Below are 20,646 nucleotides of genomic sequence, written 5' to 3'. Positions count from 1 at the left end.
CGAATATTAAGCGGTATCTGCGAACCGTTTTGTCTGATTACGCCCGATTTGACGATGCACTACTGTCCTATTTTGATTTTAATTGACTATATATTGGCATTTTTCGGCGGCTGTCGGACAAGCCCTGAGAAATGTTCCAAAAGCGCGGCACTGTCTGCCCGCTCGGCTTTCACACTGCAACTGTCGCGCGTCAGGCTCAAATAATAAATGCCGCCATCGCGTTCAAGCGTCCACAACGCCTGTACATCGGGTTCTGCAACAGCGGGCGGCAGACGGGACAGGTCTTCCTTTCCGACAGGGACAAAATGTCCGACAGCGGCAAACTTGGAAACCGGTTCGAAACTACCTTGAGTCAGGACGCAGGCACTCCGAAACAAATCGACGGCTACGCGTGCAAAATCCTGATGCCGTACACCGGATTGCCGGTTTTGGGCATTACACGCAGCAAGCACAAATGCCGACAGCAATAACATCAATCAGGACATCCGCATTTCAGACGGCATTTATTTGTGCTTGACGACCAGTGTGAACACGCCGTCCTGTTCGGAAGAATCCAACAGCACATGACCGGTTTGGCGGCAAAAAGCCTCAAAGTCCCCCGGCGCGCCGCCGTCGGTCGCCAGAACGGTCAATACCTCGCCCTGCCGCATTTGCGCCAAAGCCTTTTTTGCCCGCAAAATCGGCAGGGGACATTTCAATCCGGTTACGTCTAAAGTTTCGCTGTTCATGGTTCGACACCGCTTTAAAATGAAAATCAGGTCAGATTATACCCCGATTGCTTGCAGCCCTTCCCGCCAAACCATAAAATAAAGCCGTTTTCAATTTGGAGAAACTTATGCGCCGCGCCATCCTTCTGATTCTGACCCTGACTGTCGGCACGTCCCTTGCCGCCGGCTTCAGCCAAAAAGACACGCCGATCAACACCCGCTACCGCGAAACGCCCGAAGAAGCCGCCGCCCGCGAATTTAAAGAACATACCGCCGAACTGCCGCCGCTGCCCGATGCGCACTCGGACGGCTGGTTTGACATTTATGTGGATGAAAATTACGGCAAACAGCCGAAAATCCTGCTCGACAGCCTGCAAATTATGCCCGCGCCCGACGGCAGCATCCGCTACATTCTCAATATCCGCTCCGACAAAGGCTACGACAACCTGACTGCCGAAGGCATATTCTGCGCCCGCTCCTCCATCGGGTTCGGCAACGGCAAACTTTCCTCCTACAAAGTATTCGGATACGGCGATACGGTCAACAGCCGCTGGATACAGCCCCGAAACGCCGAATGGAAACCGATAGGCGGCACACTTGGGCGCAACGACGCATTGCGCGCCGTCCTGTATCAGGCATTCTGCGAGGGCGGCGTACCCGCCGACACGCAAGGTTTGGTACAACGCCTGAAAGAACGTGCCGGACGCTATGCCCCGTCGATGAAGCCGCACGACAAATAACCAGACACAAAAATGCCGTCTGAAACATCGGTTTCAGACGGCATTCGATTCATCAGCCATCAGGTGGCGGAAACTTTGTCCTGACGGCACAACAGCGTAATCAAATCACTGATGCGCCGCTTCATATCGCGGCGGTCGACAATCTGGTCGATCGCGCCTTTTTCCAGCAGAAACTCGGCGCGTTGGAAGCCTTCCGGCAGCGTTTCGCGCACCGTCTGCTCAATCACGCGCGGACCGGCAAAACCGATCAGCGCGTTCGGTTCGGCAAGCACGACATCGCCTAAAAATGCGAAGCTGGCAGATACGCCGCCCATAGTCGGATCGGTCAACACCGATATAAACGGCAGGCGTTTTTCCGTCAGCAAATGCAGCGCGGCACTGGTTTTCGTCATCTGCATCAGCGAGTTTACACCCTCCTGCATACGCGCGCCGCCGGAAGCCGCCACACAGACAAACGGACAATTATCGGCAACCGCACGGCGGACACCCTGTACGAAACGCTCGCCCACAACCGAACCCATCGAACCGCCGATAAAGCGGAATTCAAACGCGGCAACGACGACGGGCAGACCGTTCATCATCCCCTTCATCACCACCAGCGCGTCATCTTCCCCGGTCAGCTTGCGTGCCGCACTCAAACGGTCCGGATATTTTTTGCTGTCTTTAAACTTCAAAGGATCGGTCGGTTTGACATTACCCGCAACTTCCTCCCTGCCTTCCTCATCCAAAAGCAGGTTCAAACGCTGGCGCGCCGATAACGGATTGTGGTGGTTGCATTTCGGGCAGACCTGATTGTTCTGCTGCAACTCGGTCGAATAAACGGTTGCCGAACAAGACGGGCATTTGCGCCACAAACCCTCGGGAACATTGGAAGAACCGTCTTTCCCACGATTCTTGATTTTGGGTGGCAGGATTTTATCTAACCAGCTCATGGACAACTCCTAAAACATTTAGAATGCGCGACAGAATCAGCGCACGGCATCCTTTAACTCTTTGACCAAAGCACCGACGGCGGCAGCCTCGTTGCCCGCATTGTTTTCAATCTCTTTCACAATCCGGCTGCCGACAATGATCGCGGCGGCAACCCGGCCGATTTTGCGCGCGCTTTCCGCATTGCTGATGCCGAAACCGACACCGATGGGAATATCGATATACTGACGCAAATACTCTATTTTACGCGAAACCTCATCCGTATCCAAACTTGCCGCGCCCGTTACGCCCTTGAGCGAAACATAATAGACAAATCCGCCTGCCAGCTCGGCAATGGTTTTAATACGGTCTTCCGTCGTCGTCGGCGCAATCAGGAAAATACAGTCGACCTCGTTATCCTTCAGCTCGCGATATAAAGAATCGATGGTTTCGATGGGGGAATCCACCGTCAACACGCCGTCCACCCCCGCCTTTGCGGCTTCCTGAGCAAACTCCCGATAACCCATCTTATGTATGGGATTCAAATATCCCATCAAAACAACCGGCGTTTGCGTGTCGGTTTCACGGAATTTTCTGACGACATCCAAGACATCGCGCAGCGAAATCCCGTTTGCCAACGCCCGCTCCGCCGCACGCTGAATAACCGGCCCGTCCGCCATCGGATCGGAAAACGGCACGCCCAACTCCAAAATATCCGCACCGCTTGCAACCATGCCGTGCATCAATGCCAAAGTTGTCCGAATATCGGGGTCGCCCACCGCAATATAGGGAATCAATGCCTTTCCGCCATCCAAAGCGGCAAAAGCCTGCCGGATTCTGCTCATTTGTCTCTTCCATCCTATCGGCAAATACGCCGTAAAATACAATCGGTGAATTTTTCCCAGTATAACATTTGCGGTACGGATAGGCGAATACGGCAAACAGAAACCGCGCAGATCAGAGCCGCCGTTTGAACGAGGCAAAAATAAACGGCAAACATCTCGGATTAACAAAATTCAGAATCAAGACAGGGCAATACCATACCGGGTTTGCGCCAACCCGCTATAAAATTGCATAAAAAAATAGACGCTGTAAAACACAGCGTCTATTTTTTATCTGGCGGAGTAAGAGGGATTCGAACCCTCGATGCAGGTTGATCCCACATGCTTCCTTAGCAGGGAAGTGCCTTCAGCCTCTCAGCCATTACTCCTAAGGAAGCTGTAACTATAATCAACTTTTCCGATACCGTCAAGGAAAAACGGAAAACAAATATTAATCTTCTGAAATAAAATAAGATTTACCCTGATTATACCCAATTAGGCACTTCTTTTCTTCCTGAATGGAAATATTCCTGACCGCCACGTCCTCAAGCAAAATGCTTTTGTGCATCCTGTTTGATTTCCTGAAACCACGCGTCTTCAGGAAAACGTGCAAGTGCGGCATCCAATGTTGACAGCAGGTTTTGCGACAGGGCTTTGGTCAGGTATTCCTCTTCGTTGGCTTCTGCCGCTTTGTCGGGCTGTTGTACCAAACCGTCGGCACGGGCTTTGTGTCCGTGTACCAAATAATTGAGGGCGGTAATTTTTTACGCCCAAAGCTGCGGTATGTCGGGATTGTCTTCAATCATGGCGGAAAGGATGGATACGGCGGTCGACAGCCTGCCGCCGTTCATTCTAAGGTCGAGGGAACGATTGGGCGGCAGGGTGCTGAGTGTTTCTGCCATTCTGAACCAAAATTCACCGCTGACTTCATCAGGTGCGTTCAATTTGAGCATTTCATAGTAAACCTCCTGATCATCGTTTTGCACGAGACCCCATACTTCGGCAAGGATTTTCTGTTCTTCACGGCTCAAGTGTTGCCACTTTTCAATATGTTGCTGCATATCTTTTCCCTTTGAACCTGTTTTATACGGTCTGAAATACAGCGCGAACCCTGTCCAAATCTTCCTGCGTATCCACACCGGCGGCGGGGGCTTCTTTGGCGGTTTCGACGGCGATGGGGTAGCCGTGCCACAGGACGCGCAGTTGTTCCAGCGATTCGATGGTTTCCAGCGGCGAGACGCTCATTTCGGCATAGCGTTGCAGGAAGCCGGCGCGGTAGGCGTAAATGCCGATATGGCGTAGGACGGCGGTTTCAGACGGCATTTCGCGTTTTCCGGCACGCATCGCATCGCGCGGATAGGGAATCGGGGCACGGCTGAAGTAGATGGCGTTGCCGTTTTTGTCGAGGACGACTTTGACGGCATTGGGATTCATCAATTCGTCGAAATCGTGCAATTCGTGGCCGGCGGTCGCCATTTGGACGTTGTTTTCGACGAGTACTTCGGCGGTGCGGTCGATGAGTTCGGGGGCAATCAGCGGCTCGTCGCCCTGTACGTTCACAACAATCAAATGCGGCGGCAGCTTCAGCGCGGCGGCGGCTTCGGCAAGGCGCGTCGTGCCGCTTTCGTGCCGGTTTGAAGTCATGACGACTTCGATACCGTGCGCCTGACAGGCCGTCTGAATGTCGGGATGATCGGTGGCGACGACGACGCGCGCGGCTTTGCTTTTTGCCGCCTGTTCGGCAACGCGCACGACCATCGGTTTGCCGTGAATGTCCGCCAAGGCTTTTCCGGGCAGGCGCGACGAATCCAGCCGCGCCGGAATCAATACGACGAATTCGGTCATGCTTTGAGTTCCTCTTCGCTCAACGCTCGTGCTTCGTTTTCCAGCATATAGGGAATGCCGTCTTTAATCGGATAGGCAAGCTTCGCCTGACGGCTCCACAATTCCTGTTTGTCCTGATGATATTCCAGCCTGCCTTTGGTAACGGGGCAGACGAGGATGTCTAAGAATTTTTTTTCCATAAGGTTGCTTTCGGGTTTGATGGTTTAATCAATCAGACGCCCTCCGCAATATTTCAGGCGGCTATTATTTACTTCTGATACCTTTTCCCAAGCTGTCCGGCCTGCTTGCAGCCCGCATCGGGATTTTTATAGTGGATTAAATTTAAACCGGTACGGCGTTGCCTCGCCTTGCCGTACTATTTGTACGGTCTGCGGCTTCGTCGCCTTGTCCTGATTTAAATTTAATCCACTATACCGCCGCAGATGATGCGCCGTAACTCTTCCGTAAACTCGGGCAGATGATGTCGCGCGATTTTCCCTGACAATGCAGTCCAAGATACCGCTATTTCACTCATCGATTTCTTGATTAAGCGCGGATTTTTGGCAACGACGGACTGACCGACAGGCGAACCGTAAAAGGCAATCATGCCGTCAATTTCTTCTTGCGTGTATATTTCACGGGCATTCTTCAATAAGGTATTGCGGACAGCCTGTTTCACTTCGGGCGTAATCAAATCTTTCAAAACATTCTCACGATAACGATTAAAGGCTTCTGCCGCCTGATCTTTTTTCGCTTCCGGCATTTCGGCAAGGGCTTTGTCCGCATACGGTTTAAATCCGGCATTAAAGCCTTCAATCATATTTTTTTCTATATCCCGGTCGAAATTCTGCGTATCCAGCCAACGTGCCAACGACGCGTCGCCGGGCGGGGCGGCAAATGCGTTGGCACACAATGCCAGTGCGGCGAAGGGCAATAACAAGGTTTTCAGCTTCATATCCACTCCTTTAACGAATGATTAATGCAGATAAAAAATACAACCGGCTTTCTCATTCCTGCCCAAGTGGAAATCCGGAGATTTGGGATTTCTGAAGTCTCCTAGGCATTCCTGAAAATTCGAGACTTAGATTCCCGCCTGCGCGGGAATGACGGCGTAGGGCGTTCTTATTCCAGTCCGTTATCACTTCGTCCAAACCGCGCTTTCAGACGGCCTTCGGTACACCCTCCAACCGCTCCAGCACAAACTCCGCCAAATCAGGTTCGATTATCGCACAAACCGGCAGCACCCAAACATTATCGGTGCAAATGCCGTCTGAAAATTTGACCGCATCTTTTTCAGTTACCAGCACCACATCGGCAGGCGGCAAATCCCGATTGAAAATATCGGCATGGTCGGGCAGAGCAACCGTTTGGTCAAGGCGGATGCCCATGTGTGTCAGAGTATCGAAGAAACGCTGCGGCCTGGCGATACCGGCAACCGCTGCGACGCGCTTCCCTGACAATGTCGAAATATCCAGTTTTTCAGACGGACGGTTCAAACGGTAAACCGCACCCGCCTCAATACGGCTGCCGAACAAATGTTCAGACGGCATAAAACCATCCGCCGCCCTGCCGCCGACCACCACCGCATCCACGCTTTCCAATCTCGACAAAGGTTCGCGCAAATTGCCGTTGGGCAGCAAGTCCAAATCCGTACGCCCCGTATCCGCCGCCGGAAACACCGCGATTTCCACATCGCGTTGCAGGGCGTAATGCTGCAAACCGTCGTCCGCCACAATCAATTCAAGCTCCGGATGCGCTGCCAGCAACGCCCTGCCTGCCTCCACACGGCTGCTGCCCACTGCCGTCGGCGCACCTGTTTTACGGAACAGCAGCAAAGGCTCGTCGCCCGCATCTTCCGCACGGCTCGCGGCATTCAATACATAAACCGCCTTGCTCTTGCGCCCGTAGCCTCGGCTGATGATGCCGACCTTGACACCTTTTTCCTGCAAGCCCGACACCAGCGCGGCGGCAATCGGCGTTTTGCCCGTCCCGCCCGCGTGGATGTTGCCGACCACGACCACAGGCACGGACAGCTTTTCGCTTTGCCGTTTTCCCGATAAAAAATCCGCCCGCCATTTTGCCGCAATTTTGGCAAACAGCCCGGAAAGCGGCTTGAGCAGAAAAGACAAAACCGGATAAGGTTTTTGCCAATGCCGTTCGATAACGGTATGAAATTTAAAAAAATTTGGCATATTCGATACAAATCTTCGAAGCAGAATCAGCCGGCACATTAATAATGCGTACCCGATGCAGACCCACCTATAAGCAATATGAAAATCAAACCGATAAGCGAACCAACAAGGTAAATAAGAACAGTGCTTTACAGAAATTGGCACGGTTGGGGTTGCCTCTGCCGAACGCCCAAACAAAAAACATAACGATATTGACCAAAGGAATCATGAAAACAATCATCGTCAACACCCACTGCCCTGTCGTCATGACCGGGGGCGGTTTGTTTTGAAGTTTCGGGTATATCGCCAATATGATAACGGACAGGTTTCATCTCTTTCATTTTCCAGTATCTTTCATTTATCAATCTGACAACAAAATGCCGCCTGAAAACAGTTCAGACGGCATTTTAACCACAAACGGCTTACAGCTTCCATTCGCCCAACTTGGCAGCGTAAGCTTCCAAATCTGCAATCGGACGGGTTGCCACGCCGCTTTCCATCGCTGCTTTGGCGGCAGCCGTAGCGACGCGAGGCAGCAGGCGGGAATCGAACGGAGTAGGAATCAGGTATTCCGCGCCGAATTCGAATTTCTTACCGTAAGCGGCAACCACTTCTTCGGTTACTTCTTCCATCGCCAAATCTGCCAAAGCATACACGCAGGCGCGTTTCATTTCTTCGTTGATGGTGGTTGCGCCGACATCCAACGCGCCCCGGAAGATGAACGGGAAGCACAATACGTTGTTCACTTGGTTCGGGAAGTCGGAGCGGCCGGTACCGATAACCACGTCCGGACGGGTTTCTTTCGCCAGCGGCGGCAGGATTTCCGGATTCGGGTTGGCCATGGCGAACACGATGGGTTTTTCGTTCATCGTGTTCAACATTTCAGGCGTCAGCAGGTTTGCGCCGGAGAGGCCCAAGAAGATGTCTTTGCCTTTAACCGCATCGGCAAGTACGCGCCGGCCGTTGTCTTCAACGGCGTAGAATTTTTTGGATTCGTCCATGCGGTCTTTGTCTTCGCGGGTTTGGTAAATCACGCCTTTGGAGTCGCAAACGGTTACGTTTTCACGTTTCAAGCCCAAATCCAGCAGTTGGTTCAGGCAGGCAATCGCGGCGGCACCTGCGCCGGAGCACACCAAAGTCGCTTCTTCGATTTTACGGCCGGTATAACGCAGGGCGTTCAATACGGCGGCGGCGGTAATGATGGCCGTGCCGTGCTGGTCATCATGAAATACGGGGATTTTGCAGCGTTTGCGTAATTCGCGTTCGATGTAGAAACACTCGGGTGCTTTGATGTCTTCGAGGTTGATGCCGCCGAAGGTCGGCTCCAAAGCGGCGATGATGTCCACCAGTTTTTGCGGGTCTTTTTCGTCGATTTCGATGTCGAACACGTCCACACCGGCGAATTTTTTGAACAATACGCCTTTGCCTTCCATCACGGGTTTGCCCGCCAGCGCGCCGATGTCGCCCAAGCCCAAAACGGCCGTACCGTTGGAAATGACGGCGACCAAGTTGCCTTTGGCGGTGTATTTGTAGGCATTTTGCGGATCGGCATGGATTTCCACACAGGGGGCGGCTACGCCCGGAGAGTACGCCAACGCCAAATCTTTGTCGGTCGCCAGAGATTTGGTCGGGGTAACGGAAATTTTGCCCGGAACGGGTAATTCGTGGAACTTGAGGGCGGCTTCTTTCAATGAGTTTTCCATGTGTCAATCCTGTTGCGAGAAAAAGATTTGAATCGAACTGTCCGAAACGCTTTCGGGTCATCATGTTACGGGCGGTTCGTTAATATTGCCGACGCATCCTGCCTTGTAACCGAGCGTAATTCTATCATGCCGAAAGTTTGGCGCATACCGCCATTTTCACCTGCGGCACTGCCGTTTGGTTTTCGGCGCGGGCGGATGCGCTTGTTTCAATATTTGCCGCATCAACAGCCGAAATGTCCGTCCAACACTTTTTCTATGCTGTTTCTGACTTCATCCAAGCTGCGGTTACTGTCGATAACGGCGTACCGTTCGGGACAGGCGGCGGCTCGGTCGAGATAAACGCCGCGCACACGCATAAAGAAATCCGCCTGCTCCTGCTCGAACCGGTCTTTCTCGCGCGCCTGTCCGATACGCGCCATCGATACTTCCAGCGGCACATCCAACAGCAGGGTCAAATCGGGGCGCAAACCGCCCTGCACCCAATGTTCCAAAATTTCAATGTCTTCAGACGGCATCCCCCGCCCGCCGCCCTGATAGGCGAAGGTCGCATCGGTAAAACGGTCGGACACGACATGGATGCCGTCTGAAAGCGCGGGCAGGATGACTTCCTCGATGTGCTGCATACGCGCGGCGAACATCATCAGTGTTTCCGCACGCAAACCGGCTTTGGTTTCAGGGTTGAGCAGGATTTCGCGCAAGGCCTCACCGACCGGCGTTCCGCCCGGCTCGCGCGTGAACAGCACGGGCAGCCCCCTCCGTTCAAACCATGCCTTGATGACGGCAAGGTTGGTGGATTTTCCGGCACCGTCTATGCCGTCCAAAGTGATGAATTGCGGTTTCATGCTTGCAGTTCCGGTAAGGGTATGCCGTCTGAAAACACAAACTTTTCAGACGGCATGGTTTATTTTTTCAAAATATATTTGCGGACGGCGGCGTTGTGTTCGGTCAAATCATGGCTGAACTGGCTCAAGCCCGTGCCGTCCATTTTGGACACGAAATACAGGTATTTTTCGCCGGACGGGTGGGCGGCGGCATCGAGTGCCGCCTTGCCGGGCAGCGCAATCGGGGTTGGCGGCAGGCCGCCGCGCGTATAGGTGTTGTACGGCGTGTCGCGGCGCAGGTCGGCTTTACGGATTTTGCCCTTGTATGCCGCACCCATGCCGTAAATCACGGACGGGTCGGTTTGCAGGCGCATACCGATTTTCAGGCGGTTGACGAAGACGGAAGCGACATGGTCGCGGTCGGCCTCATGCCCCGTTTCCTTTTCGATCAGGCTCGCCATAATCAGCATTTCATAAGGGTTTTTATAAGGCAGCCCGTCCTGCCTGCCTGCCCATGCCTCGTTCAGGCGGCGTTGCATCGCCTTGTAGGCGGTTTGGTAAATCTGCAAATCGCTGCCGCCCGCATCGATTTCGTAGCTGTCGGGAAAAAACTGCCCTTCAGGATTGCCGCTGAAGGCATCGGGCGCAACTTCCGCCATCAGTTTTTCATTGCTCCAGCCTTTGGTGTCGTGTCCGATGTCGGGCGTTGCGTCGATGACTTTCCTCATATGCGAAAAACGCGAACCTTCGATAATCTGCACGGTAACGGAATCCGGCCTGCCGCCGCGCATTTTCTGCAAGATATCCCAAGCAGACACTTCCGAAGGCAGTCTGTACGTCCCCGTATGCAGCCTGTTGTGCACACCCAAAACGTAGGCCGCCGCCGTCAAAACATGCCTGCTGAACACGATGCGGTCTTCGGCAAGTTTCCTGCCGACCGACGAAATACCCTGATTTTTGGCAATCTTGATTCGGTATGCCCTGCCGTTGTCTTTAGGGACAAAAAGCAGCGCGGCGAAAACGGCTGCCGATACGGTCAAAAAAACGGCAGTCCATTTCAACATTTTTTTCAACATGGTAGGATTCCCAGCATTCGGAATACGTCTTAAAATTCGGGCGACAGTATAACCCAAATTGCCCGCCGGACAGGAAGAACATCATGGACAATCACGCCGGAGCACACTGGCAAAACGGCTGGCTTCAAAGCATACGCCATACCCCGTCGCCCAATTTCAGCCCGAGGGAAACGGGAGAAACGGTTTCCCTGATCGTGCTGCACAACATTTCGCTGCCGCCGTTCGAATACGGCACGGATGCGGTGGAAAAGCTGTTTGCCAACCGGCTCGACCCCGACGGACATCCGTTCTTCAGCCTGATACACACTTTGCACGTGTCCAGCCATTTCCTGATTGCACGCGACGGCGAAACGGTGCAGTTCGTATCATGCGGCGACATGGCGTACCACGCCGGCGCATCCTCGTTTCGGGGGCGGGAGAAGTGCAACGCGTTTTCCATCGGCATCGAACTGGAAGGCTGCGATTTCGAACCGTTTGCCGAAGCGCAATACCGTTCGCTCGAAACGCTGTTGGCAGCCCTCTGCCGCCGCTACCCCATCACGGCGGTAACGGGACACCAAGACATCGCACCCGGCCGCAAAACCGACCCCGGCCATTTTTTCGACTGGCGGCGGATACGGGAAAAAGGGTTTCCCGTGGACAGAAATGCCGTCTGAAAACCACAGATTTCAGACGGCATTTCGGAAAATTTCCGCTTATTTCGACACACTGCTGTCAGACCCTGCAATTTTCGTTATAATTCAAACGTTATAACCGGCCGTTCCGTCAGACTGCCGGAAACGCAAGCCCGATTTAACCGCAGTACCCGCACTTTGCGCATCCTGCATCCCGAAATTTAAAGTGATTGCCATGATTTACATCGTACTGTTCCTCGCCGCCGTCCTCGCCGTTGTCGCCTACAATATGTATCAGGAAAACCAATACCGCAAAAAAGTGCGCGACCAGTTCGGACACTCCGACAAAGATGCCCTGCTCAACAGCAAAACCAGCCATGTCCGCGACGGCAAACCGTCCGGCGGGCCAGTCATGATGCCGAAACCCCAACCGGCGGTCAAAAAACCGGCCAAACCCCAAGACTCCGCCATGCGCAACCTGCAAGAACAGGATGCCGTCTACATCGCCAAGCAGAAACAGGCAAAAGCCTCCCCGTTCAAAACCGAAATCGAAACCGCCTTGGAAGAAAGCGGCATTATCGGCAACTCCGCCCACACCGTCTCCGAACCCCAAACCGGACATTCCGCACCGAAACCTGCCGACGCGCCGGCAAAACCCGTTCCCGTTCCGCAAACGCCGGCAAAACCGCTGATTACGCTCAAAGAGCTGTCGAAGGTCGAGCTGCCCTGGTTTGACGTGCGCTTCGACTTCATCTCCTATATCGCGCTGACCGAAGCCAAAGAACTGCACGCACTGCCGCGCCTTTCCAACCGCTGCCGCTACCAGATTGTCGGCTGCACCATGGACGACCATTTCCAGATTGCCGAACCCATCCCGGGCATCCGCTATCAGGCATTTATCGTGGGTATCCAGGCAGTCAGCCGCAACGGACTTGCCTCGCAGGAAGAACTCTCCGCATTCAACCGCCAGGCGGACGCATTCGCACAAAGCATGGGCGGTCAGACGCTGCACACCGACCTTGCCGCCTTTATCGAAGTGGCTTCCGCACTGGACGCATTCTGCGCGCGCGTCGACCAGACCATCGCCATCCATTTGGTTTCGCCGACCAGCATCAGCGGCGTAGAACTGCGTTCCGCCGTAACGGGCGTGGGTTTCGTTTTGGAAGACGACGGCGCGTTCCACTATACCGACACGTCGGGCTCGACCATGTTCTCCATCTGCTCGCTCAACAACGAGCCGTTTACCAATGCCCTTTTGGACAACCAGTCCTACAAAGGCTTCAGTATGCTGCTCGACATCCCGCACTCTCCGGCAGGCGAAAAAACCTTCGACGATTTGTTTATGGATTTGGCGGTACGCCTGTCCGGTCAGTTGAACCTGAATCTGGTCAACGACAAAATGGAAGAAGTTTCGACCCAATGGCTCAAAGACGTACGCACTTATGTATTGGCGCGTCAGTCCGAGATGCTCAAAGTCGGTATCGAACCGGGCGGCAAAACCGCCCTGCGCCTGTTTTCATAACTCCGCAAACACAAAGGCGGATACATCGGCAACGGTGCATCCGCCTTTTGTTTTCAGGTAAAATCCGACCATTTCCAACACGTTTTACCGTTCAGACGGCATTTGTCCATGCCGTCTGAACCTGTACGAATCCATGAACCCGACCGCACAACGCATACACGAACTCACCGACCTCCTCAACCGCTACGCCTACGAATACTACACCCTCGACGCGCCCAGCATACCCGATGCCGAATACGACCGCCTGTTCCGCGAACTCGAAGCGTTGGAACGAAACCATCCCGAGCTCAAGCTGCCCGACAGCCCGACCCAGCGCGTCGGCGGCGAGCCTTTGGCAGGCTTTGCCGAAGTGCGCCACGAAGTGCCGATGCTGTCGCTGACCAACGCCTTTTCCCCGCAAGATGAAAACGGCGTGTTCGACCATGCCGAAATGTACGCCTTCGACCAACGCGTGCGCGACGGCTTGGACGGCGGCAATCCCGAATACGTTATCGAACCCAAATTCGACGGCCTCGCCATCAGCCTGCTCTACCGCGACGGCGTATTGGTGCAGGCGGCGACACGCGGCGACGGTACGACCGGCGAAGACGTTACCCGAAACGTCAAAACCGTCGCCAACATCCCCCTGCGGCTGCACGGTGAAAATACGCCCGAACTCATCGAGGTACGCGGCGAAGTGCTGATGCTCAAAGCCGACTTTGCCGGGCTCAATAAACGCCAAGCCGAAAACGGGCAAAAACCCTTTGCCAATCCGCGCAACGCCGCCGCCGGCAGCCTGCGCCAACTCGATTCGCGCATCACCGCGCAACGCAAACTGCACTTTTTCCCCTATTCGATTGCCCGTCAGCAAGGCGGTTTCGAAGCTGAAGAACACATCCAAGAACTCGCCTATTTCCAAGAACTCGGCTTCAGTCTGCCCAATGGCAATTTCGGCTGTTTCAAAAATATCGGCGAAGTATTGGCGTTTTACGAACACATGCAGCAAAAACGCCCCGAACTGCCCTACGAAATCGACGGCACGGTCGTCAAAGTCAACAGCTTGGCGCAACAGCGCGAACTCGGCTTCATCTCCCGCGCGCCGCGCTGGGCGGTTGCCCACAAATTCCCTGCCGAAGAAGCCCTGACCATTGTCGAAGCGATTGACGTGCAAATCGGCAGGACGGGCGCGGTAACGCCGGTTGCCCGCCTGCAACCCGTATTCGTCGGCGGCGTAACCGTTACCAACGCCACCCTGCACAATCAGGACGAAGTATCGCGCAAAGACGTGCGCGTCGGCGATACCGTCGTCGTGCGCCGCGCCGGAGACGTGATTCCCGAAGTCGTGCGCGTGATTTTCGAACGCCGCCCGATGCAGGAAACCGCCGTTGCCGTTTCAGACGGCATCGGGCATCAGCAGGACGACCTGTTTGCCGAAACACCGTCCGCCAAGCAAACCGAATCCGTTCCGCTCCATAAGCCCTACCGCCTGCCGGCCCGCTGCCCCATCTGCCGCAGCGAAATCGAACGCGAAGAAGGCGAAGCCGTCGCCCGATGCAGCGGCGGTATGCTTTGTCAGGCACAACGCGCGCAAGGCTTAATCCACTTCGCCTCGCGCAAAGCGATGGACATCGACGGCTTGGGTGAAAAACAAATCGAACAGCTGGTCGCCCAAGACCTCGTCCGCCATTTCGCCGACCTCTACCGCATCGATATTCCGACCCTGCAAAAAATGAAGGAAACGGCGGATAAAGGGTCATCTGAAAACGAAAACGGCGACGCAGAAACGGTTTCAGGCGACCTGTCTAAATACAATACCCAAAACGGCAAAAAACAACCGACCAAGTGGGCGCAAAACATCCTCGCAGGCATAGAATCCGGCAAAACGCCCGAACTTGCCCGCTTCCTGTTCGCGCTCGGCATCCGCCACGTCGGCGAACGCACCGCCAAAACGCTGGCGCAGGCATTCGGCACATTGGAACGCGTCCGCCGCGCCCCCGAACCCGTCCTCGCCTGCCTGCCCGACATCGGCACGGTAGTGGCGCGTTCCATTGCCCACTTCTTCGCCCAAGCCGAACAGCAGGCGATGATAGACGAGCTGCTCGCCGCAGGCGTTGCCCCGCAAGCCCAAGCCGTCAGCCTGCCTGCCGCACAATATGCCGGGCCGCAACGCTGGATTACCCGCCTGCCCGGTTTCAAAATCAGCGAAAACAAAGCCCAAGCCTTATGGGAACTCGCCGGACAAAGTATAGAAGGACTGCAAAACGACAAAGCCCTCCCTGCCGACTGGCAGGCGTGGCGCAGCAAAGCGCAAAACACCGCCCTGCTCGAAAACCTAAAAACCTTCTTCGCGCAAATGCCGTCTGAAGACGAGGCGGCGCAAGGTTCAGACGGCATCAATAAAGCCGTGGCAGGCAAAACCTTTGTGTTAACCGGCACCCTGCCCACCTTCAAACGCGACCAAGCCCAAGCCCTAATCGAAGCCGCAGGCGGCAAAGTGTCCGGCAGCGTGTCCAAAAAAACCGACTACGTCGTCGCCGGAGAAGCCGCGGGCAGCAAGCTGGAAAAAGCCAATGCCTTGGGCGTTTCCGTCCTCAGCGAAGCCGAACTGCTTACCCTGCTCTGCTGAACCCATGCCGTCCGAACCGCCTTCAGACGGCATCGTCCACTTTTCCGAACCGCACCATGCACACCATTTCCTTTCCAAACCGCACCCGACTCACCGCCCTGCCGCCCCTGTCGCTCTATATCCACATCCCGTGGTGCATCAAAAAATGCCCGTATTGCGACTTCAATTCCCACAGCCTGAAAAACGGATTGCCCGAAGCCGCCTATATCGACGCGCTGCTGACCGACTTGCAGCTTGAATTGCCCAATATTTGGGGCAGGCCGGTGGAAACGATATTTTTCGGCGGCGGTACGCCCAGCCTGTTTCAGGCGGAATCGATTGACCGTTTGTTAAGCGGCGTGCGTTCGCTGTTGCGCTTGCAGCCCGAAGCGGAAATTACGTTGGAAGCCAATCCGGGTACATTTGAAATCGAGAAGTTTCAAGGATTTAAAGACGCAGGCATCACGCGGCTTTCTATTGGTGTACAAAGCTTCAACGACGATATGCTCTCAAGGCTGGGGCGCGTCCACAACGGCAAGGAAGCCTTAACCGCCATAGCTACCGCCCTGAAATTATTTGATAAAGTCAATATCGACTTGATGTATGCCCTGCCGAACCAAACCGTTCAGACGGCATTAGACGACGTGCAAACCGCCATCGCCACAGACGCAACCCACATCAGCGCATATCATCTGACGATGGAGCCGAACACGCCGTTCGGTCATACGCCGCCGAAAGGTTTACCGCAAGACGAAGCGGCGCTCGACATCGAAGACGCGGTACACGGCACACTGGAAGGCGCGGGTTTTATCCACTACGAAACATCGGCTTTTGCGAAACCCACCATGCAGTGCCGCCACAATTTGAACTACTGGCAGTTCGGCGATTATTTGGGCATAGGCGCGGGCGCGCACGGCAAAATCTCCTATCCCGACCGCATCGAGCGCACCGTCCGCCGCCGCCACCCCAACGACTACCTCGCCTTAATGCAAAGTCAGCCGGGCGAAGCCGTCGAACGCAAAACCGTCGCCGCCGAAGATTTGCCGTTCGAATTCATGATGAACGCCCTGCGCCTGACCGACGGCGTACCCGCCGCGATGTTGCAGGAGCGCACGGGCGTACCCGCCGCCAAAATCATGGTGCAAATCGAAACGGCAAGGCAAAAAGGCCTGCTGGAAACCGACCCGACCGTATTCCGCCCGACCGAAAAAGGACGCTTGTTTTTAAACGATTTGTTGCAGTGTTTTTTATAAGCGCAAACAAATCGGCGGCCGCCCGGGTAAAACCCGCCCCGAACGCGGCCGGCAAATATGCCTATCGATGGGAAACGCAGCCGCATCCCCCGCCGGGCGTTTCAGACGGCACAGCCGCCGCCGGAAATGTCCGACGCCTAAGGTAACGCCGCACACAAAAAACCGTACGCCTGCGCCTGCAACAATCTGACAAATGCCGCCGCCCCGCCTTTGCGGTTTTTTCCAAACCGTTTGCAAGTTTCACCCATCCGCCGCGTGATGCCGCCGTTTAAGGGCAACGCGCGGGTTAACGGCTTTGCCGTCGGCAAAGCAGCCGGATGCCGCCGCGTATCTTGAGGCATTGAAAATATTACGATGCAAAAAGAAAATTTCAGTATAATACGGCAGGATTCTTTAACGGATTATTAACAATTTTTCTCCCTGACCATAAAGGAACCAAAATATGAAAAAAGCACTTGCCGCACTGATTGCCCTCGCACTCCCGGCCGCCGCACTGGCGGAAGGCGCATCCGGCTTTTACGTCCAAACCGGTGCCGCACACGCCAAAGCCTCAAGCTCTTTAGGTTCTGCCAAAGGCTTCAGCCCGCGCATCTCCGCAGGCTACCGCATCAACGACCTCCGCTTCGCCGTCGATTACACGCGCTACAAAAACTATAAACAAGCCCCATCCACCGATTTCAAACTTTACAGCATCGGCGCGTCCGTCATTTACGACTTCGACACCCAATCGCCCGTCAAACCGTATTTCGGCGCGCGCTTGAGCCTCAACCGCGCTTCCGCCCACTTGGGCGGCAGCGACAGCTTCAGCAAAACCTCCGCCGGCCTCGGCGTATTGGCGGGCGTAAGCTATGCCGTTACACCCAATGTCGATCTGGATGCCGGCTACCGCTACAACTACGTCGGCAAAGTCAACACTGTCAAAAACGTCCGTTCCGGCGAACTGTCCGCCGGCGTGCGCGTCAAATTCTGATATACGCGTTATTCCGCAAACCGCCGAGCCTTCGGCGGTTTTTTGTTTCCGGCACATATACCGCCTAAAACTACACAAGCCGGCGGTTTTGTACGATAATCCCGAACGCTGCGGCTTCTGCCGCCCTATTTTTTGAGGAATCCGAAATGTCCAAAACCGTCATCCATACCGACAAAGCCCCCGCCGCCATCGGCGCATACAGCCAGGCCGTGCGCGCCGGCGGCACCGTTTACATGAGCGGTCAGATTCCGCTCGATCCCGCCACGATGACTGTGGTCGGCAACGGCGATTTCCACACCGAAGCGCGCCAAGTGTTCCAAAACCTGCAGGCCGTCGCCGAAGCGGCAGGCGGTTCGCTGGACGACATCGTCAAACTCAACGCCTACCTGACCGACTTGGGCAATTTTGCCGTCTTCAACGAAGTGATGGCGGAATTTATCACCGAGCCGTTCCCCGCCCGCGCCGCCGTCGGCGTTGCCTCGCTGCCCAAAGGCGTGCAGGTCGAAGCGGAAGCCGTCCTCGTTTTGAACGCATAATTCCACGTTCGGACGGCATAAGATTTCCAACCGTGCCGTCCGAACCGCAACACTTTCCCACTTCACAACACCCGCAATGGCACATTACGCAATCGGCGACATCCAAGGCTGTTTCGACGAACTGACCGCGCTGCTCGGCAAAATCGGCTTCAACCACGGCACGGACACCCTCTGGCTGACGGGCGACATCGTCAACCGCGGCCCGAAATCCCTCGAAACGCTGCAATTCTGCATCCGGCACGAAAACAGCGTGCAAATCGTCCTCGGCAACCACGACCTGTACCTGCTCGCCGTCGGCTGCGGCGAAGGCGCGCTCAAACGCAGCGACACAATCGAACCCATACTCAAACACCCCGACGGCGGAAAAATGCTCGACTGGCTGCGCGCGCAACCGCTTTTGATACGCGAGGGCGGCCGCGTGATGATACACGCCGGCATCCTGCCGCAATGGCGCATAGCCAAAGCCGAATCGCTCGCCGGAGAAGCCGAAGCCGAACTGCGCGGCAAAAAATACGTCAAATTCTTCTCCAAAATGTACGGCAACAAACCGGCCGCATGGGACGAAGGTTTGGAAGGCTATGCCCGCCTGCGCTTCATCGTCAACGCCTTCACGCGGATGCGCGCCCTGACCTTTAAAAACGAACTGGATTTCGACTACAAATCCACAGTGAAAAAAATGCCGCCTTACCTGCGCCCGTGGTTCAAAGCCCCCGATCGGCAAAACCTCGACCACACCATCATCTTCGGACACTGGTCCTCGCTGGGCTACACGAATGCCGACAACGTCATCTCGCTGGACACCGGCGCGCTGTGGGGCGGGCAGCTGACCGCCGTCAACCTCGAAACGGAAGAAATTACCCAAGTCCAAGCCGCCGGCGGCATAGACTGGAAAAGCTTCGCAAAATAACGGACCGCCCCACTATGCACAAAATCCTGCCCATCGCCCACGTCCTCTCCCGCCTGGGTATGCTGTTTTCCTTTATCCTGCTGATACCCGCCGCCCTCTCCTACGCCTTTTCGGACGGCGCGTACACCGCATTCGCCACCACCGCGACCGTTACCCTTTCCGGCTCGTGCATCGTCCGGCTCGCCACCCTCCGGTTCAGGCGCGAACTGCGCCCGCGCGACGGCTTCACCCTCGTCCTGATGTTGTGGCTGGCGTTTGCCGCTATGGCTGCGATGCCGATGTACCTGTATTTCCCGAATATGGGCTTTACCGACGCATTTTTTGAATCGATGTCGGGACTGACCACCACCGGCGCGACCGTCATCCCCCACGTCGACGGGCTCGCCCCCTCCGTCAACTTTTGGCGGCATATGCTCAACTGGCTGGGCGGGATGGGCATCATCGTCCTTGCCGTCGCCATCCTGCCTATGCTCGGCGTAGGCGGCACGCAGTTATTCAAAGCCGAAATCCCCGGCATTGACAAAGAAAGCAAAATGTCGCCGCGCATTTCCCAAGTGGCGAAAAAACTCTGGTTCGGCTACACCCTGATCACCATCCTCGCGGCAGCCTGCCTGCATTTTGCCGGGATGGGTTGGTTCGATGCCGTCTGTCACGCGCTGGCAACCCTCTCGCTGGGCGGGTTTTCCACCCACGATGCCAGCATCGGTTATTACAACTCCCCCCTCATCGAAGCAGTCATCATCGTTTTCACTATTTTCGGCGGCATCAATTTTGCCAGCCATTTCGCCGCCCTCAACAGCCGCAGCCTCAAAACCTATTGGAAAGACGAAGAATGCCGGACGATGCTGCTGCTGCTCTCCGGCAGCATCCTTGCCGCCGCCCTGTACCTGTGGCACACCGGCCATTACGCCGGCTTCGGCGAATCCCTGCGCTACACCGCCTTCAACTTCGTCTCCATCGGATTGGCAAACGGGCTGTCCAACACCGACTTCGCACAATGGCCGCTCCTGATTTCCCTGTGGATGTTTTTCCTCGCCAACATCCTCGCCAGCTCCGGCTCGACCGGCGGCGGCATCAAAACCATACGCGCCCTCGTCCTGTTCAAATTCAGCCTGCGCGAAATGATGGTGCTGCTGCACCCCAAAGCCGTCCGCACCGTCAAAATCAGCGGCAAAGCCATACCCGACCGCCTCGCGCTGACCGTTATGTCCTTCATCTTCATCTACTTTATGACCGTCGTCCTCTTCAGCTTCCTGCTGATGGCGAGCGGTATGGAATTTACCACCGCCTTTACCGCCGTCATCGCCTGCATTACCAACGCCGGCCCCGGACTGGGCGAAGTCGGGCCCGCCGGCAATTACGCCGGTTTGGACGTGATGCAGAAATGGATCTGCGTTACCGCAATGCTCTTGGGCAGGCTGGAAATCTTCACCGTCTTCATCCTCTTCACCCCCGCCTACTGGAAGAAATAAAAATGCCGTCTGAAAA

General features: G+C 55.4%; 19 protein-coding genes, 1 tRNA gene and 3 pseudogenes. 9 read left to right on the top strand and 14 right to left on the bottom strand.

The features are described 5' to 3' along the window. Positions 1 to 89: 89 nt before the first annotated feature. Together DFR77_RS06260 and DFR77_RS06255 are read right to left on the bottom strand one after the other, a co-directional pair. Positions 90 to 473: pseudogene (locus tag DFR77_RS06260) on the bottom strand (NMCC_0638 family (lipo)protein); the annotation flags it as partial. A gap of 30 nt (positions 474 to 503) precedes the next feature. Further along, the gene (locus DFR77_RS06255) at positions 504 to 728 is read right to left on the bottom strand and encodes a sulfurtransferase TusA family protein (RefSeq protein WP_003690730.1); all 225 of its coding nucleotides are present in this window, start codon (positions 726 to 728) and stop codon (positions 504 to 506) included. Between the two features lie 107 nt (positions 729 to 835). On the opposite strand from DFR77_RS06255, the gene DFR77_RS06250 reads away from it, so the two are divergent. Beyond that, positions 836 to 1,447, top strand: coding sequence for a CNP1-like family protein (locus DFR77_RS06250; protein ID WP_003692687.1), 612 nt, complete (start codon positions 836 to 838; stop codon positions 1,445 to 1,447). A gap of 59 nt (positions 1,448 to 1,506) precedes the next feature. Here the strand turns inward: DFR77_RS06250 and accD are convergent, their stop codons facing one another. The 12 genes and pseudogenes from accD to mltG all read right to left on the bottom strand — a co-directional run bounded on the left by accD (position 1,507) and on the right by mltG (position 10,772). Beyond that, positions 1,507 to 2,379: an acetyl-CoA carboxylase, carboxyltransferase subunit beta gene (accD, locus tag DFR77_RS06245; RefSeq protein WP_003687594.1), complete on the bottom strand. Its 873-nt coding sequence runs from the start codon at positions 2,377 to 2,379 to the stop codon at positions 1,507 to 1,509. A gap of 36 nt (positions 2,380 to 2,415) precedes the next feature. After that, the gene (gene trpA, locus DFR77_RS06240; protein ID WP_003694852.1) at positions 2,416 to 3,201 is read right to left on the bottom strand and encodes a tryptophan synthase subunit alpha; all 786 of its coding nucleotides are present in this window, start codon (positions 3,199 to 3,201) and stop codon (positions 2,416 to 2,418) included. A gap of 272 nt (positions 3,202 to 3,473) precedes the next feature. Further along, positions 3,474 to 3,566, bottom strand: a tRNA-Ser gene (locus DFR77_RS06230). 156 nt (positions 3,567 to 3,722) lie between these two features. Then, positions 3,723 to 4,238 (bottom strand): annotated as a pseudogene (locus tag DFR77_RS14095) (3-deoxy-manno-octulosonate cytidylyltransferase). A 22-nt stretch (positions 4,239 to 4,260) separates the two neighbouring features. Further along, positions 4,261 to 5,022: a 3-deoxy-manno-octulosonate cytidylyltransferase gene (kdsB, locus tag DFR77_RS06215; RefSeq protein WP_003687589.1), complete on the bottom strand. Its 762-nt coding sequence runs from the start codon at positions 5,020 to 5,022 to the stop codon at positions 4,261 to 4,263. Next, positions 5,019 to 5,201, bottom strand: coding sequence for a Trm112 family protein (locus DFR77_RS06210; protein ID WP_002221286.1), 183 nt, complete (start codon positions 5,199 to 5,201; stop codon positions 5,019 to 5,021). Before DFR77_RS06210 ends, kdsB begins: the two co-directional genes overlap by 4 nt. A 129-nt stretch (positions 5,202 to 5,330) precedes the next feature. Further along, positions 5,331 to 5,438 (bottom strand): annotated as a pseudogene (locus tag DFR77_RS14680) (IS5/IS1182 family transposase); the annotation flags it as partial. Further along, a complete protein-coding gene (locus DFR77_RS06205; protein ID WP_010357100.1) occupies positions 5,423 to 5,956 on the bottom strand; it encodes a DUF2059 domain-containing protein in 534 nt (177 codons plus the stop codon). The pseudogene DFR77_RS14680 and the gene DFR77_RS06205, both read right to left, overlap by 16 nt. A 205-nt stretch (positions 5,957 to 6,161) precedes the next feature. Then, on the bottom strand, positions 6,162 to 7,193 hold the full coding sequence (gene lpxK / locus DFR77_RS06200; protein WP_003687587.1) for a tetraacyldisaccharide 4'-kinase: 1,032 nt from the start codon (positions 7,191 to 7,193) through the stop codon (positions 6,162 to 6,164). A 401-nt stretch (positions 7,194 to 7,594) separates the two neighbouring features. Continuing rightward, positions 7,595 to 8,875 (bottom strand): malic enzyme-like NAD(P)-binding protein, encoded by a 1,281-nt coding sequence (locus DFR77_RS06190; protein WP_003692680.1) that lies wholly within the window; start codon positions 8,873 to 8,875, stop codon positions 7,595 to 7,597. Between the two features lie 221 nt (positions 8,876 to 9,096). After that, entirely contained in the window at positions 9,097 to 9,717 is a 621-nt protein-coding gene (gene tmk, locus DFR77_RS06185; RefSeq protein WP_003687582.1) for a dTMP kinase, read from the bottom strand. 59 nt (positions 9,718 to 9,776) lie between these two features. Then, complete coding sequence (gene mltG, locus DFR77_RS06180) at positions 9,777 to 10,772, bottom strand: endolytic transglycosylase MltG (protein ID WP_003687581.1); 996 nt, start codon at positions 10,770 to 10,772, stop codon at positions 9,777 to 9,779. Between the two features lie 83 nt (positions 10,773 to 10,855). On the opposite strand from mltG, the gene ampD reads away from it, so the two are divergent. The 8 genes from ampD to DFR77_RS06130 all read left to right on the top strand — a co-directional run bounded on the left by ampD (position 10,856) and on the right by DFR77_RS06130 (position 20,630). Next, on the top strand, positions 10,856 to 11,428 hold the full coding sequence (ampD, locus tag DFR77_RS06175) for a 1,6-anhydro-N-acetylmuramyl-L-alanine amidase AmpD (protein WP_003687579.1): 573 nt from the start codon (positions 10,856 to 10,858) through the stop codon (positions 11,426 to 11,428). A 193-nt stretch (positions 11,429 to 11,621) separates the two neighbouring features. After that, the gene (locus DFR77_RS06170; RefSeq protein WP_003692678.1) at positions 11,622 to 12,908 is read left to right on the top strand and encodes a cell division protein ZipA C-terminal FtsZ-binding domain-containing protein; all 1,287 of its coding nucleotides are present in this window, start codon (positions 11,622 to 11,624) and stop codon (positions 12,906 to 12,908) included. A gap of 133 nt (positions 12,909 to 13,041) precedes the next feature. Continuing rightward, positions 13,042 to 15,513, top strand: a complete 2,472-nt coding sequence (ligA, locus tag DFR77_RS06165) for an NAD-dependent DNA ligase LigA (protein ID WP_017146732.1) — start codon at positions 13,042 to 13,044, stop codon at positions 15,511 to 15,513. Between the two features lie 56 nt (positions 15,514 to 15,569). Then, on the top strand, positions 15,570 to 16,745 hold the full coding sequence (gene hemW / locus DFR77_RS06160; RefSeq protein WP_003692674.1) for a radical SAM family heme chaperone HemW: 1,176 nt from the start codon (positions 15,570 to 15,572) through the stop codon (positions 16,743 to 16,745). A gap of 442 nt (positions 16,746 to 17,187) precedes the next feature. Continuing rightward, positions 17,188 to 17,715, top strand: a complete 528-nt coding sequence (gene nspA / locus DFR77_RS06145; RefSeq protein ID WP_003706672.1) for an outer membrane beta-barrel protein NspA — start codon at positions 17,188 to 17,190, stop codon at positions 17,713 to 17,715. Positions 17,716 to 17,861: 146 nt separating this feature from the next. Then, positions 17,862 to 18,251: a RidA family protein gene (locus DFR77_RS06140; RefSeq protein WP_003687566.1), complete on the top strand. Its 390-nt coding sequence runs from the start codon at positions 17,862 to 17,864 to the stop codon at positions 18,249 to 18,251. 76 nt (positions 18,252 to 18,327) lie between these two features. Continuing rightward, positions 18,328 to 19,158 carry a symmetrical bis(5'-nucleosyl)-tetraphosphatase gene (locus DFR77_RS06135; protein ID WP_003687564.1) on the top strand — a complete coding sequence of 277 codons (831 nt, stop codon included), beginning with the start codon at positions 18,328 to 18,330 and terminating at the stop codon, positions 19,156 to 19,158. Between the two features lie 14 nt (positions 19,159 to 19,172). Further along, positions 19,173 to 20,630 carry a TrkH family potassium uptake protein gene (locus DFR77_RS06130; RefSeq protein ID WP_003687562.1) on the top strand — a complete coding sequence of 486 codons (1,458 nt, stop codon included), beginning with the start codon at positions 19,173 to 19,175 and terminating at the stop codon, positions 20,628 to 20,630. The last annotated feature ends 16 nt before the right edge of the window (positions 20,631 to 20,646 follow it).

The sequence above is a fragment of the Neisseria gonorrhoeae genome, assembly GCF_003315235.1.
GTDB classification, from domain to species: domain Bacteria; phylum Pseudomonadota; class Gammaproteobacteria; order Burkholderiales; family Neisseriaceae; genus Neisseria; species Neisseria gonorrhoeae.
This window is presented reverse-complemented; position numbering and strand designations above follow the sequence as displayed.